This is a genomic window from Paracoccus versutus, assembly GCF_000763885.1.
GTDB classification, from domain to species: Bacteria; Pseudomonadota; Alphaproteobacteria; order Rhodobacterales; family Rhodobacteraceae; genus Paracoccus; species Paracoccus versutus.
On sequence record NZ_JRKO01000004.1, the window covers coordinates 62081 to 76133 of the forward strand.

Below are 14053 nucleotides of genomic sequence, written 5' to 3' on the forward strand. Positions count from 1 at the left end.
GCCATCACCCTGCCAGCGCGGCAATCGCCGCGGCCTTGGCCAAAGTGACGCGGGCGATCTCGACATGCAGGTTCTCGACGATCCTGCCGTCCACCACCGCGACGCCCTTGCCCTGGGCCTGCGCCTCGTCGAAGGCCTCGATCTGGCGGCGGGCCAGATCGACCTCGGCTTCCGACGGCGCAAAGACCTCGTTGGCAATGGCCAGCTGCGCCGGGTGGATCAGGGTCTTGCCGTCGAAGCCCATGTCGCGGCCCTGCTCGCATTCGGCGCGCAACCCCTCTTCGTCCTTGAAGGCGTTGAACACGCCGTCCACGATGACCCGGCCATGCGCCCGCGCGGCCAGCAGGCACAGGCCCAGCCCCGCCATCATCGGCAGCCGGTCGGCGCGAAAGCGGCTGTTCAGCTCCTTGGCCAGGTCGTTGGTGCCCATCACCATGCCCTGCAGGCGAGGATGGGCGGCGATCTCGGCGGCGTTCAGCATGCCCTCGGCCGTCTCCATCATCGCCCAGAGCGGCGTGTCGGGCACCAGCGCCGCCACCCGGTCCAGGTCGGCGCCGCGGCTGACCTTGGGCACCAGCACCGCATCGGCGCCCGAGGCAAAGGCGCGGGCGTCGCCCTCGCCCCATTCGGTGTCCATGCCGTTGATGCGCACGATCCGCACCCGGCCGCCGTAATCGGCCTGCAGCGCCTTGGCCAGCAAGTCCCGCGCCGCCACCTTCTCGGCGGGCGCCACCGCATCCTCGAGATCGAAGATGATCGCATCGGCGGCCAGCGCCTGGGCCTTTTCCATGGCCCGCACATTGGCGGCCGGAATATAGAGGACGGAACGATAGGGACGGGTCATCGGGGCCTCGCGTAATAATCTTGCGCGAACCTGCCCCGAAAGGAAGCGAATCGCAAGCACCGATTTGCCGCACTGCGGCATCAGATCCCGTCCCAGATCAGCTTGGCCGAAACCAGCATCAGCGCCCAGGTGATGAAGCCATAGAAGACCTGCGCAGACATCCGCCGCACCAGCCACAGTCCCGCCAGCACGCCCAGCACGCCGGGCACCATCAGCACGGTGGCCACCGACAGGTTATGCGCCGACAGCTGGCCCAGCATGGCATAGGGAATCAGCTTCACCGCATTGCAGATGGCAAAGAAGATCGTCGTGGTGCCGGCATAGGTCATCGGCGTCATGCGCAGGGGCTGGGCATAGACCTGATAGGGCGCCGCCCCGGAATGCGACACGAAGCTGGTATAGCCCGAGATCGTGCCCCAGAAGCTGCCCGCCCCCCAGCGCGGCGGCCGGGCGCTGGCGCTGACCCGGCTGCGCAGCAGGGCGTTCAGCGCAAAGGCCAGGCCGATCACGCCGACGATCAGCCCGACCTGCGCGTCGTCGACGTGATGCGCGGTGGCCCAGCCCAGGGCGATGCCGGTGATCGCGCCCGGCACCAGAGTCCGCAGCACCCGCGCGTCGAAATCGCGGCGAAAGGCGATCAGCCCGCCGATGTCCGAGATGATATAGACCGGCAGCAGGATCCCCGCCGCCTGCACCGGCGACATGACCAGCGCCAGCAGCGGCACCGAGATGGTGCCGACCATGGACAGCCCTCCCTTGGCCAGCCCGATCGAAAAGGCGGCGATCACCGCCAGCACCCAGCCCAGCATCTCCATCCGCGCGCCCCCGTGTCCCGCCCCTCCCGAGTAATCCAGCGGCGCAACCGCGGCAATACGCCGCCGCCTTTTCCATGTTAGCGGTTGACAACAGCGGTTTTCGCGCCGGACCCGCAGCCAAGGCTTGCGATTCTCATCCCGAGGGACTAGGCCACCGCGCGAACCATCATGGAAATCGGAGGTTAACATGGCCCGACCCAAGATCGCACTCATCGGTGCGGGACAGATCGGCGGCACGCTGGCGCATCTGGCCGCGATGAAGGAGCTGGGCGACGTCGTCCTGTTCGACATCGCCGAGGGCACGCCCCAGGGCAAGGCGCTCGACATCGCGCAATCGGGCCCGTCCGAGGGTTTCGACGCCGTCATGAAGGGCGCCAACGATTATGCCGACATCGCCGGCGCCGATGTGTGCATCGTCACCGCCGGCGTGCCCCGCAAGCCGGGCATGAGCCGCGACGACCTGCTGGGCATCAACCTCAAGGTCATGAAATCCGTGGGCGAGGGCATCAAGCAGCACGCCCCGAACGCCTTCGTGATCTGCATCACCAACCCGCTGGACGCCATGGTCTGGGCGCTGCGCGAGTTCAGCGGCCTGCCGCATGAAAAGGTCGTCGGCATGGCCGGCGTGCTCGATTCGGCCCGCTTCCGCCACTTCCTGTCGCTGGAATTCGGCGTCTCGATGCGCGACGTGACCGCCTTCGTGCTGGGCGGCCATGGCGACACCATGGTGCCCCTGACCCGCTATTCGACCGTGGCCGGCATCCCGCTGCCCGACCTGGTCAAGATGGGCTGGACCACCCAGGACAAGCTGGACGCCATCGTGCAGCGCACCCGCGACGGCGGCGCCGAGATCGTCGGCCTGCTGAAAACCGGCTCGGCCTTCTATGCGCCCGCGACCTCGGCCATCGAGATGGCGGAAGCCTATCTCAAGGACCAGAAGCGCGTGCTGCCCTGCGCCGCCTATGTGAAGGGCGCCTATGGGCTGGACGGGCTCTATGTCGGCGTGCCGACCGTGATCGGCGCCGGCGGTATCGAGCGCGTCATCGACATCACCCTGGACAAGGACGAACAGGCGATGTTCGACAAGTCCGTGGATGCGGTGAAGGGGCTGGTCGCGGCCTGCAAGGGCATCGACGCCACCCTGGCCTGATCGCCGGCCAGCGACGGCAAGGACAGGCCCCGCCGGCTGCGGCGGGGCTTTTTCATGGCGCGGACGCACGGCCCGCGCAGGATAAGGCGGGCCAGCGCCCCGGCGGACGAACCGCTGGCCGTGCGGACCTCCTGGGCCCTGCCTGACCCCGGCGCGCCTTGATCCGGGACGCGAAAGCGCCGGCCCAGGCCGGGGATTCCCGCCCCGCCGTCCCGGCAGCCGGGGATTTGCGATCACAGCCTCGAAAACTGTGATCACAAAAGGCGGATTACCGCCAGTTTTAGGGATTTCGCCCTTCATGGGGCTTTGGCGCCGGCTTGGAATGTGGCACAAGCCCCGCCAACCGACAACTGCGGGGGAAGACGATGAACATCCATGAATACCAGGCCAAGGCGTTGCTGCGCCAATACGGCGCGCCGGTCTCGGACGGGCGGGTGGTGATGAAGGCCGACGAGGCCAAGGCGGCGGCGGGGGAACTCGACGGGCCGCTCTGGGTCGTCAAGGCCCAGATCCACGCCGGCGGCCGTGGCAAGGGTCACTTCAAGGAAAAGGAAGCCGGTGAAAAAGGCGGCGTCCGCCTGGCCAAATCGGTGGAAGAGGCCGAGGAGCTGACCCGCCAGATGCTGGGCCGCACCCTCGTCACCCACCAGACGGGCGAGACCGGCAAGCAGGTCAACCGCATCTATATCGAGGACGGCAGCGACATCGAGCGCGAGCTGTATCTGGCGCTTCTGGTCGACCGCGGCACCTCGCGCGTCAGCTTCGTCGCCTCGACCGAAGGCGGCATGGACATCGAGGAAGTCGCCGCCTCGACCCCGGAAAAGATCGTGACCTTCAGCGTCGATCCGGCCTCGGGGCTTTCGGATTTCCACGGCCGCCGCGTGGCCTTTGCCCTGGGTCTTTCGGGCCCGCAGGTCAAGCAATGCGTGGCGCTGGTCAAGAACCTGTATCGCATGTTCATCGAGAAGGACATGGAGATGCTGGAGATCAACCCGCTGATCGTGATGAAGGACGGCAACCTCAAGGCGCTGGACGCGAAGATGGGCTTCGACAACAACGCCCTTTATCGCCAGCCCGACATCCTGGCGCTGCGCGACGAGACCGAGGAAGACCCCAAGGAACTCGCCGCCTCGAAATTCGACCTGAACTATATCGCGCTGGACGGCGAGATCGGCTGCATGGTCAACGGCGCCGGCCTGGCGATGGCGACGATGGACATCATCAAGCTGTTCGGCGCCGAGCCCGCGAACTTCCTCGACGTCGGCGGCGGCGCCACCAAGGAGAAAGTGACCGAGGCGTTCAAGATCATCACCTCGGACCCGAACGTCAAAGGGATCCTGGTCAACATCTTCGGCGGCATCATGCGCTGCGACATCATCGCGGAAGGCATCATCGCCGCGGTGAAAGAGGTCGGGCTGCAAGTCCCGCTGGTCGTGCGCCTGGAAGGCACCAACGTGGAGCTGGGCAAGCAGATCATCGGCGAGTCGGGCCTGAACGTGATCGCGGCCGACGACCTGTCGGATGCCGCGCAGAAGATCGTCAAGGCGGTAAAGGGCTGAGGTGCTCTCTCTCGCTGCAATCCTCACGGTGATGGCCGTCATTTACACGCTTTGTGTGTATTGCGTGCTTCGACTGGCGGCCCTCAGCCGCTCGTCCGTCGCCGTGGCTGTTGCGGGTATGTTCGGCGTGGGACTGCTGATTTACGCGATCATCGACATCGAAATCGCTTGTTCGGCAGATCCGATCTACACGCCGCCCGCCTGCGCCGAAGGATGCGGCGAGGGTTCGATGCGCTTCGCCTGTGACGGGCCGATGGGCTGGCTTGCCTATCTGAGTTCGCGAGTCGTCGGCCCCGTCACGGCGTTCCTTTGCAGCATTCTCACAGTTCGCGCCCTGTTCTTGATGCGGCGCAGAAATCAGGAGGCTTAAGTGGCCGTTCTCGTCAACAAAGACACCAAAGTCATCTGCCAGGGCATCACCGGCTCGCAAGGCACGTTCCACACCGAACAGGCGATCGCCTATGGCACGCAGATGGTCGGCGGCGTGACCCCCGGCAAGGGCGGCACGACGCATCTGGACCTGCCGGTCTTCAACTCGGTCCACGAGGCCGTGGAGAAAACCGGCGCCAATGCGTCCGTGATCTATGTCCCGCCGCCCTTCGCGGCCGATTCGATCCTGGAAGCCATCGACGCCGAGATCCCGCTGATCGTCGCCATCACCGAGGGCATCCCGGTCCTCGACATGATGCGGGTCAAGCGCGCGCTGATCGACAGCAAGTCCACGCTGATCGGCCCGAACTGCCCCGGCATCCTGACGCCGGGCGAATGCAAGATCGGCATCATGCCGGGCTCGATCTTCTCGCGCGGGTCGGTGGGCGTCGTGTCGCGCTCGGGCACGCTGACCTATGAGGCGGTGAAGCAGACCACCGACGTCGGCCTGGGCCAGTCCACCGCGGTCGGCATCGGCGGCGACCCGATCAAGGGCATGGAGCATATCGACGTGCTGCGCATGTTCCTGGACGACCCCGAAACCGAATCGATCATCATGATCGGCGAGATCGGCGGTTCCGCCGAGGAAGAGGCCGCCGAATTCCTGGCCGAGCAGAAGCGCAAGGGCAAGTGGAAGCCGACCGCCGGCTTCATCGCCGGGCGCACCGCGCCGAAGGGCCGCCGCATGGGCCATGCCGGCGCCATCGTCTCGGGCGGCAAGGGCGACGCGGAATCCAAGATCGAGGCCATGAAATCGGCCGGGATCATCGTCGCCGACAGCCCCGCGGGCCTGGGCGAGGCGGTGCTGAAAGCGCTCGGCCGGTAACTTTGCCGCAAGGCTTTTGACTTGGGCGCGGCCCCTGCCTACCTTTACCAGGGGCCGCGCCAGACCTTACCAGCAGGTGCCAGATTGGACCGCCGTCGTCGCCAGATCGTCGCCAGAACCGCCGGGGCAGCGCCCTGCCCGGCCTGCGGCCCTGCCCCGCTGCGCAGCCGAGGCGCGGCATGATCCCGCAGCCCCAACCGCCGGCGGAACGCCCCGCCTCGCCCGTGGCGGCGCAGGACTGGGCGCTTTGCGTCTCGACCTATCAGCGCGGCAAGCTGCTTTGCGATTGCGTGCGTGCCGCGCTGGCCTCGACCGAGCGGCCGGCCGAGATCGTCATCGTCGATGCCAGCGCCGACTGGGCGCAGAACCGTGAAGGGGTCGAGGCGGTGATCGCCGCGGCCGGCGGCTGTCCGCTGACCTATGTGCCGGCCCGGCGCAAATCGCTGACCGTGCAGCGCAACCAGGCCGTCGCGCTGGCCCGTGCCGACATCCTGTTCATGATCGACGACGACGCGCTGCTGCATTCGGATTGCGCCGCGCAGATCATGGCGCATTACCGCGCCGACACGCAGGGCCGGATCGTCGCCATCTCGGCCCGCAATGCGCCGCTGGCCGGCGCGGAGGCCGGGGACGAACGCAAGCAGACCAACCGCGCCGGCGCGCTGGCCAGGGGCCGGGCGGGGCCGGTGCAGCGCGGCATCGACCTTGCCCTGCACCACCTGCTGATGATCCCGGCCGAGCAGCGCTTCCTGGGCTACGACCGCCCCGAGCGGCGCTGGCAGGGCGACACCACCCTGCCACAGGGGCTGCTGCGCGTCGATTTCATCGTCGGCTTCGCGATGACCCTGCGCCGCCACCTGGCGCTGCGCGAACCCTTCGACGAAGGGTTGGCCGGCAGTTCGATCGCCGAGGATCTGGACGCCAGCTATCGCTTTGGCCGGCACGGGATGCTGGCCATCGCGCCGGATGCGCATATCCACCATTTCGAGGCAGCGGCAGGCCGCGACCGGCGCCGGATCAGCACCATGCTGGCCATGCTCAACATCGCCTATTTCGTCCGCCGCAATTCCGAGCGGCAGGGCCGCGACCTGGCCCGCTATGCGCTGTGGTACCTGCGCATGACGCTGGCCGAACTGCCCAAGGACATCGCCGGAGGCCGCTGGGATCTGCCGCAATTCCGCGGTGCCCTGCTGGCCGGCCGCAACCTGCCCGCCCTGCTGCGCCAGCCGCGCGCCGGGCTGCCGGCATGGTATCAGGATCTTCAGACCAGGCTGATGGCCGGGACCACCCCCGGACATGGCCCGAACAATGCGACCGCCCCTGATCAAGGCGCGAACGGATAGGATTTCCCGGAGGCAAGCCAATGAACGATCAATCCCCAAACTCGGCCTTCCACGATTCGAGCTTCCTGCAGGGCCATAACGCGGCCTATGTCGAGCAGCTTTACGGCCAATGGGCCCAGAACCCGGCGGCGGTGGATCAGGCGTGGGACGCCTTCTTCCGCAGCCTGGGCGACGAGGAGACCGTCGTCACCCGCGAGGCCAAGGGCGCAAGCTGGCAGCGCGCCGACTGGCCGCCGGTGCCCGCCGACGACACCACCGCGGCGCTGACCGGCGAATGGCCGATGCTGCCCAAGTCCGAGGCCAAGGCGGCGCTGGACAAGATCGCCGCCAAGGCCGGCGAAAAGGGCGTGAACCTGACCGACGAGCAGCTCAAGCGCGCCGTGCTGGACAGCGTCCGCGCCATCATGCTGATCCGCGCCTTCCGCATCCGCGGCCACCTGCATGCCGACCTGGATCCGCTGGGCATGCGCGAGATCCCCGACCATGGCGAGCTGGACCCCAAGACCTACGGCTTCACCGAGGCCGACCTGGACCGGCCGATCTTCATCGACAACGTGCTTGGCCTGCAGATCGCCACGATCCGCCAGATCGTCGACCTGATGAGCCGCACCTATTGCGGCACATTCGCGCTGCAGTTCATGCATATCTCGAACCCCGAGGAGGCCGGCTGGCTCAAGGAGCGGATCGAGGGCTACGGCAAGGAGATCGCCTTCACCCGCGAGGGGCGCCGCGCCATCCTCAACAAGCTGGTCGAGGCCGAGGGCTTCGAGAAGTTCCTGCATGTCAAGTATATGGGCACCAAGCGCTTCGGCCTTGACGGCGGCGAGGCGCTGATCCCGGCGATGGAGCAGATCATCAAGCGCGGCGGCGCGCTTGGCGTCAAGGACGTGGTGATCGGCATGCCGCACCGCGGCCGCCTGTCGGTCCTGGCCAACGTGATGGGCAAGCCCTATCGCGCCATCTTCCACGAATTCCAGGGCGGCAGCTACAAGCCCGACGACGTGGACGGCTCGGGCGACGTGAAATATCACCTCGGCGCCTCGTCGGACCGCACCTTCGACGACAACACCGTCCACCTGTCGCTGACCGCGAACCCCTCGCACCTCGAGGCGGTGAACCCGGTGGTGCTGGGCAAGGTCCGCGCCAAGCAGGACCAGCTGTCCGACCAGACCTATCGCACGGCGGTGCTGCCGATCCTGCTGCATGGCGACGCGGCCTTTGCCGGCCAGGGCATCGTGGCGGAATGCTTCCAGCTTTCCGGCATCAAGGGCCACCGCACCGGCGGCTGCATCCATATCGTGGTGAACAACCAGATCGGCTTCACCACCGCGCCGCATTTCAGCCGCACCTCGCCCTATCCGACCGACATCGCGCTGATGGTCGAGGCGCCGATCTTCCACGTCAACGGCGACGACCCCGAGGCGGTGGTCCATGCCGCCAAGGTCGCGACCGAGTTCCGGCAGAAATTCCACAAGGACGTGGTCATCGACATCTTCTGCTATCGCCGCTTCGGTCACAACGAAGGCGACGAGCCGATGTTCACCAACCCGGTGATGTACAAGAAGATCAAGGGCCAGAAGACCACGCTGCAACGCTATACCGAGCGGCTGGTCGCCGACGGCCTGGTCCCCGAGGGCGAGATCGAGGAGATGAAGGCCGCCTTCCAGGCCCATCTGAACGAGGAGTTCGAGGTCGGCAAGAACTTCAAGCCGAACAAGGCCGACTGGCTGGACGGCAAATGGTCGGGGCTCGAGGCCGAGCATGCCGAGGAGAACCTGGGCCAGACCGGCATCGCGCCCGAGACCATGGCCGAGATCGGCGGCGCGCTGACCCGCGTGCCCGAAGGGTTCGACCTGCACAGGACCGTCGGCCGCCTGCTGGAATCCAAGAAGCAGATGTTCGAGACCGGCCAGGGCTTCGACTGGGCCACGGGCGAGGCGCTGGCCTTCGGCTCGCTGTTGCTGGAGGGGCATCCGGTGCGCCTCGCCGGGCAGGATTCGACCCGCGGCACCTTCTCGCAGCGCCATTCGGCCTTCGTCGACCAGGCGACCGAGGAACGCTACTACCCGCTGAACCACATCCGCGGCGGGCAGGCGCGCTACGAGGCCATCGACTCGATGCTGTCGGAATATGCGGTGCTGGGCTTCGAATACGGCTATTCGCTGGCCGAGCCGAACAGCCTGGTCATGTGGGAGGCCCAGTTCGGCGATTTCGCCAACGGCGCCCAGATCATGTTCGACCAGTTCATCACCTCGGGCGAAAAGAAATGGCTGCGCATGTCCGGCCTCGTCATGCTGATGCCGCATGGCTATGAGGGCCAGGGCCCGGAACACAGCTCGGCCCGGCTGGAGCGCTGGCTGCAGATGTGCGCCGAGGACAACTGGATCGTGGCGAACTGCACCACGCCGGCGAACTATTTCCACATCCTGCGCCGGCAGCTGAAGCGGCCCTTCCGCAAGCCGCTGGTGCTGATGACGCCGAAATCGCTGCTGCGCCACCCGCTGGCGGTGTCCACGGCGGACGAGTTCCTGGCCGGCTCGACCTTCAACCGCGTGCTGGTGGACGATGCCGACCGCGGCAAGTCCGAGTTCAAGCTGGCCCCCGACGACAAGATCCGCCGCGTGGTGATCTGCTCGGGCAAGGTCTATTACGACCTCGCGCAGGCCCGCGACGCCGCCGGTGCCGAGGATGTGCATATCCTGCGGCTGGAGCAGTTCTATCCCTTCCCGGCCCAGAGCATGTCCAAGGAGTTGGAACGCTTCAAGGATGCCGAGATCGTCTGGTGCCAGGAAGAGCCCAAGAACCAGGGCGGCTGGAGCTTCGTCGAGCCCAATATCGAATGGGTGCTGTCGCGCATCGGCGCCAAGCACGGCCGGCCGCGCTATGTCGGCCGCCATGCCGCGGCCTCGCCGGCCACCGGGCTTGCCTCGCGCCACAAGGCCGAGCAGGAGGCCCTGGTCCACGAAGCGATCACCATCGGGGCCTGACATGGCAGTGGAACTACGCGTCCCCACGCTTGGGGAATCGGTATCCGAGGCGACGGTGGCCACCTGGTTCAAGAAACCGGGCGACCGCGTCGCCGTGGATGAAATGCTGTGCGAGCTGGAAACCGACAAGGTGACGGTCGAGGTGCCCTCGCCCGTCGCCGGCAAGCTGGCCGAGATCGTCGCGCCCGAGGGCACGGTGGTCGCGCCGAACGCGCTGCTCGCGCAGATCATGGAACAGGGCGATGCCGGCCCGGAAGAAATGTTGCCCAAGGCTGATGCGGGCACGAAGGCTCAGGAAGGACAGAGGAAGATGAGCGGAAAATCCGTCGACGTGATGGTGCCCACCCTGGGCGAAAGCGTGACCGAAGCGACGGTCGCGACCTGGTTCAAGAAGGTCGGCGACGCGGTCGCGCAGGATGAGATGCTGTGCGAGCTTGAGACCGACAAGGTCTCGGTCGAGGTGCCGGCCCCCGCCCAGGCGCCGCGCGCGCCGAGTTCCGCCGAGGCCGCCGCCCGCGAGGCACGCGTCAAGATGACCCGCCTGCGCGCCACCATCGCCCGCCGGCTCAAGGACGCGCAGAACACCGCCGCGATGCTGACCACCTATAACGAGGTGGACATGAAGGGCATCATGGACCTGCGCAACACCTACAAGGATCAGTTCGAGAAGAAGCACAAGGCCAAGCTGGGCTTCATGTCCTTCTTCGTGAAGGCCTGCTGCCACGCGCTGAAGGAAGTGCCCGAGGTCAATGCCGAAATCGACGGCGGCGACGTGGTCTACAAGAACTTCGTCCACATGGGTGTGGCGGTGGGCACGCCGAACGGCCTGGTGGTCCCGGTGGTGCGCGACGCCGACCAGAAGAGCTTCGCCCGGATCGAGAAGGAAATCGCCGAGCTGGGCCTGCGCGCCCGCGACGGCAAGCTGACCATGGCGGAAATGCAGGGCGGCACCTTCACCATCTCGAACGGCGGCGTCTATGGCTCGCTGATGTCCTCGCCGATCCTGAACCCGCCGCAATCGGGCATCCTGGGCATGCACAAGATCCAGGACCGCCCCGTGGTGGTGGACGGGCAGATCGTTATCCGGCCGATGATGTATCTGGCGCTGAGCTACGACCACCGCATCGTCGACGGCAAGGGCGCCGTGACCTTCCTGGTCCGCGTCAAGGAAGCGCTGGAGGATCCGCGCCGCCTGCTGATGGATCTGTGATCGCTGCCTTCCGGGGGCGGCAGGCCCGCCCCCGGCCAGCCCAAGGCGCCGCGCAACTCTTTCCGGCCTGTTCCCGTTGACCCGCACGGGGCCGCCTTGCCGCTCATCCCGACGGGAAGCCGGGCCGAAACGGAGGAGTCTTCCATGACCCAGATGATCGCCCATTACAGCATCGCCGATTACGCCCGCTTCCGCGCCGCCTTCGACGCGGACGCCGAGGATCGCGGCAATAACGGCCTGTCGCTGCTGCAACTGTGGCGCGAAAGCGACCAGAGCGCCTGGGCGCTGTTCCAGGTCGGGGACGCGGCCGCCGCCAAGGCTTACCTGGAAGGCGCCGCGGGCGTCTTCAACAGCCAGGCCGGCGTCTCGGCCACCGCATTCCATTTCGTCGAGACCGCCTGATGGCCGCCGAGACCACCGCCCTGGCGCTGGCCGCGCTGCTGCAAGCCGTGCAGATCGGCCTGGCCGCCGCCTCGATGAACCGCGATGTCGGCGCGAAGTGGAACGCCAGCCCGCGCGACCGCCAGCCCGAGTTTTCCGCCCTGACCGGCCGGCTGCGCCGCGCCGTGGACAACCATTTCGAGGGGCTGATCCTCTTTACCATCGCCGTCGTGCTGGTGGTGCTTTCGGATGCCGGCTCGGCCCTGACCGTGCTTTGCGCCTGGAGCTACCTGCTGGCGCGGCTGCTTTATGTTCCCGCCTATGCCTATGGCTGGTCGCCCTGGCGCTCGGTCATCTGGGGGGTGGGGTTCGTCGCCACGCTGACGATGATCCTGATCGCCTTATTCACCTGAATCGAACGGGCGGCACCGCGAAAGGCGCCGCGAACTGCAAGGAGACCTGAATGTCCACCTATGACCTGATCGTGATCGGCGCCGGTCCCGGCGGCTATGTCTGTGCGATCCGCGCCGCCCAGCTGGGCCTGAAGGTCGCCTGCGTCGAGGGGCGCGAGACGCTGGGCGGAACCTGCCTGAACGTCGGCTGCATCCCCTCCAAGGCGCTGCTGCATGCCAGCCACATGCTGCACGAAACCCACGAGAACTTCGAAAAGATGGGCCTGATGGGCGCCAAGCCCAAGGTCGATTGGGAAAAGATGCAGGGCTACAAGGCCGAAACGGTCGCCGGCAACACCAAGGGCATCGAGTTCCTGTTCAAGAAGAACAAGATCGACTGGCTCAAGGGCTGGGCCAGCATCGAGGCGCCCGGCAAGGTCAAGGTCGGCGACCAGATCCATGAGACGAAGAACATCGTCATCGCCTCGGGCTCGGAACCGGCCAGCCTGAAGGGGGTCGAGGTCGACAACGCCGCCGGCGTGGTGGTCGATTCGACCGGCGCCCTGTCCCTGCCCAAGATTCCCAAGTCGATGGTGGTGATCGGCGCCGGGGTGATCGGGCTGGAGCTGGGCTCGGCCTATGCCCGCCTGGGGGCCGAGGTGACGGTGGTCGAGTTCCTGGACGCCATCACCCCCGGCATGGACGGCGAGGTGCAAAAGCAGTTCCAGAAGATCCTGGCGAAGCAGGGGCTGAAATTCGTCCTCGGCGCCGCGGTGTCCGAGGTCGAGGTCGAAAAGGGCAAGGCCGAGGTCACATACAAGCTGCGCAAGGACGACAGCGAGCATGAGATCAAGGCCGAATGCGTGCTGGTCGCCACCGGCCGCCGCCCCTATGTCGCGGGGCTTGGCCTCGACAAGGTCGGCGTCGCGCTGACTGACCGCGGCTTCGTCCAGATCGACGAGCATTGGCAGACCAGCGTCAAGGGCATCTATGCCATCGGCGACGCGGTGCCCGGCCCGATGCTGGCCCACAAGGCCGAGGACGAGGGCATGGCGGTGGCCGAGGTCATCGCCGGCAAGCATGGCCATGTGAACTACGACGTGATCCCCGGCGTGATCTATACCACGCCCGAGGTCGCCTCGGTCGGCCTGACCGAGGAAGCCGCCAAGGAAAGCGGCCGCAAGGTCAAGGTCGGCAAGTTCCCCTTCATGGGCAATGCCCGCGCCAAGGCCCTGTTCCAGGCCGAGGGCTTCGTCAAGATGATCGCCGATGCCGAGACCGACCGGGTGCTGGGCTGCCACATCATCGGCCCGAACGCCGGCGAGATGATCCACGAGGTCTGCGTGGCGATGGAATTCGGCGCCTCGGCCCAGGACATCGCGCTGACCTGCCACGCGCATCCGACCTGCTCGGAAGCGGTGCGCGAGGCCGCCCTGGCCTGCGGCGACGGCGCGATCCACGCCTGATCGGCGGATCGCCACCGAAACCGCCGCTGCGTTGCGGCGGGTTTCCGCCGATGGACCGCCCCTGAACCGGGCGGTCCTTTCTTTTGATTTCCCCGACTCTGGCAGCTGCGGCTAATCCCTTGGTCAATGAAAAGACAAGGGGCAGTCATGAAATCCATTATCGGACTGTTGGCGCTGGCCGGCACGCTGGCCGTCGGCGCCTGCGGCGACAACCGGGTCGATCCCGACCGCCGCTATCTGGTCGAACCCCGCGCCTCGGCGGCCCAGGTCGCCGCGCTGCACCCCAACGAGACGCCGGAACTGCGCCGGCTGATCAACAAATACGCCGCGGAATACGACGTGCCGGTGGACCTGGTGCATCGCGTCATCATCCGCGAATCGACCCATCGGCCGGGCGCCCGCAACGGCCCCTATTACGGGCTGATGCAGATCCTGCCCGCCACCGCGCGCGGCATGGGCTATCGCGGCCAGCCCGCCGGGCTGCTGGATGCCGAGACGAACCTGAAATACGGCGTCAAATACCTCCGCGGCGCCTATATGGTCGCTGACGGCAACAAGGACGCCGCGGTGAAATGGTATTCCCGCGGCTATTACTACGAGGCCAAGCGCAAGGGCCTGCTGCAAGCCACCGGCCTGCGCTGAGGCGAGGGA

The 14053-nt window shown here is 66.8% G+C and carries 13 protein-coding genes; 11 read left to right on the forward strand and 2 right to left on the reverse strand.

Annotation, left to right across the window (positions count from 1 at the left end; all coding sequences use genetic code 11):
- Positions 1-4: 4 nt before the first annotated feature.
- Both IT40_RS02695 and IT40_RS02700 read right to left on the reverse strand, forming a co-directional pair.
- Positions 5-844 carry an HpcH/HpaI aldolase/citrate lyase family protein gene (locus IT40_RS02695; protein ID WP_036750245.1) on the reverse strand — a complete coding sequence of 280 codons (840 nt, stop codon included), beginning with the start codon at positions 842-844 and terminating at the stop codon, positions 5-7.
- Positions 845-924: 80 nt separating this feature from the next.
- The gene (locus IT40_RS02700) at positions 925-1659 is read right to left on the reverse strand and encodes a sulfite exporter TauE/SafE family protein (protein WP_036750248.1); all 735 of its coding nucleotides are present in this window, start codon (positions 1657-1659) and stop codon (positions 925-927) included.
- A gap of 187 nt (positions 1660-1846) precedes the next feature.
- On the opposite strand from IT40_RS02700, the gene mdh reads away from it, so the two are divergent.
- The 11 genes from mdh to IT40_RS02755 all read left to right on the forward strand — a co-directional run bounded on the left by mdh (position 1847) and on the right by IT40_RS02755 (position 14044).
- On the forward strand, positions 1847-2809 hold the full coding sequence (mdh, locus tag IT40_RS02705) for a malate dehydrogenase (RefSeq protein WP_036750251.1): 963 nt from the start codon (positions 1847-1849) through the stop codon (positions 2807-2809).
- 365 nt (positions 2810-3174) lie between these two features.
- Complete coding sequence (gene sucC / locus IT40_RS02710) at positions 3175-4368, forward strand: ADP-forming succinate--CoA ligase subunit beta (protein WP_036750254.1); 1194 nt, start codon at positions 3175-3177, stop codon at positions 4366-4368.
- A 31-nt stretch (positions 4369-4399) separates the two neighbouring features.
- Positions 4400-4738 (forward strand): hypothetical protein, encoded by a 339-nt coding sequence (locus IT40_RS02715; protein WP_157034047.1) that lies wholly within the window; start codon positions 4400-4402, stop codon positions 4736-4738.
- Positions 4739-5623, forward strand: a complete 885-nt coding sequence (gene sucD / locus IT40_RS02720) for a succinate--CoA ligase subunit alpha (RefSeq protein WP_036750260.1) — start codon at positions 4739-4741, stop codon at positions 5621-5623.
- Positions 5624-5802: 179 nt separating this feature from the next.
- The gene (locus tag IT40_RS02725; RefSeq protein ID WP_036750263.1) at positions 5803-6966 is read left to right on the forward strand and encodes a glycosyltransferase family 2 protein; all 1164 of its coding nucleotides are present in this window, start codon (positions 5803-5805) and stop codon (positions 6964-6966) included.
- A 20-nt stretch (positions 6967-6986) separates the two neighbouring features.
- Positions 6987-9953 (forward strand): 2-oxoglutarate dehydrogenase E1 component, encoded by a 2967-nt coding sequence (locus IT40_RS02730; protein WP_036750265.1) that lies wholly within the window; start codon positions 6987-6989, stop codon positions 9951-9953.
- A gap of 1 nt (position 9954) precedes the next feature.
- On the forward strand, positions 9955-11163 hold the full coding sequence (gene odhB / locus IT40_RS02735; protein ID WP_036750268.1) for a 2-oxoglutarate dehydrogenase complex dihydrolipoyllysine-residue succinyltransferase: 1209 nt from the start codon (positions 9955-9957) through the stop codon (positions 11161-11163).
- Between the two features lie 144 nt (positions 11164-11307).
- Positions 11308-11565 carry a hypothetical protein gene (locus IT40_RS02740; RefSeq protein WP_036750271.1) on the forward strand — a complete coding sequence of 86 codons (258 nt, stop codon included), beginning with the start codon at positions 11308-11310 and terminating at the stop codon, positions 11563-11565.
- A complete protein-coding gene (locus IT40_RS02745; RefSeq protein ID WP_036750274.1) occupies positions 11565-11957 on the forward strand; it encodes an MAPEG family protein in 393 nt (130 codons plus the stop codon). Before IT40_RS02740 ends, IT40_RS02745 begins: the two co-directional genes overlap by 1 nt.
- Positions 11958-12007: 50 nt before the next feature.
- Positions 12008-13402: a dihydrolipoyl dehydrogenase gene (lpdA, locus tag IT40_RS02750; protein ID WP_036750277.1), complete on the forward strand. Its 1395-nt coding sequence runs from the start codon at positions 12008-12010 to the stop codon at positions 13400-13402.
- A 147-nt stretch (positions 13403-13549) separates the two neighbouring features.
- Positions 13550-14044 (forward strand): lytic transglycosylase domain-containing protein, encoded by a 495-nt coding sequence (locus IT40_RS02755; RefSeq protein WP_036750279.1) that lies wholly within the window; start codon positions 13550-13552, stop codon positions 14042-14044.
- Positions 14045-14053: the final 9 nt, after the last annotated feature.

Excerpts from the sequence above, each read along its gene's own strand:
- IT40_RS02695 (WP_036750245.1), bottom strand. The coding sequence starts at position 844 with ATGACCCGTCCCTATCGTTCCGTCCTCTATATTCCGGCCGCCAATGTG.
- IT40_RS02700 (WP_036750248.1), bottom strand. The coding sequence starts at position 1,659 with ATGGAGATGCTGGGCTGGGTGCTGGCGGTGATCGCCGCCTTTTCGATC.
- mdh (WP_036750251.1), top strand. The coding sequence starts at position 1,847 with ATGGCCCGACCCAAGATCGCACTCATCGGTGCGGGACAGATCGGCGGC.
- sucC (WP_036750254.1), top strand. The coding sequence starts at position 3,175 with ATGAACATCCATGAATACCAGGCCAAGGCGTTGCTGCGCCAATACGGC.
- IT40_RS02715 (WP_157034047.1), top strand. The coding sequence starts at position 4,400 with ATGGCCGTCATTTACACGCTTTGTGTGTATTGCGTGCTTCGACTGGCG.
- IT40_RS02725 (WP_036750263.1), top strand. The coding sequence starts at position 5,803 with ATGATCCCGCAGCCCCAACCGCCGGCGGAACGCCCCGCCTCGCCCGTG.
- IT40_RS02730 (WP_036750265.1), top strand. The coding sequence starts at position 6,987 with ATGAACGATCAATCCCCAAACTCGGCCTTCCACGATTCGAGCTTCCTG.
- odhB (WP_036750268.1), top strand. The coding sequence starts at position 9,955 with ATGGCAGTGGAACTACGCGTCCCCACGCTTGGGGAATCGGTATCCGAG.
- IT40_RS02740 (WP_036750271.1), top strand. The coding sequence starts at position 11,308 with ATGACCCAGATGATCGCCCATTACAGCATCGCCGATTACGCCCGCTTC.
- IT40_RS02745 (WP_036750274.1), top strand. The coding sequence starts at position 11,565 with ATGGCCGCCGAGACCACCGCCCTGGCGCTGGCCGCGCTGCTGCAAGCC.
- lpdA (WP_036750277.1), top strand. The coding sequence starts at position 12,008 with ATGTCCACCTATGACCTGATCGTGATCGGCGCCGGTCCCGGCGGCTAT.
- IT40_RS02755 (WP_036750279.1), top strand. The coding sequence starts at position 13,550 with ATGAAATCCATTATCGGACTGTTGGCGCTGGCCGGCACGCTGGCCGTC.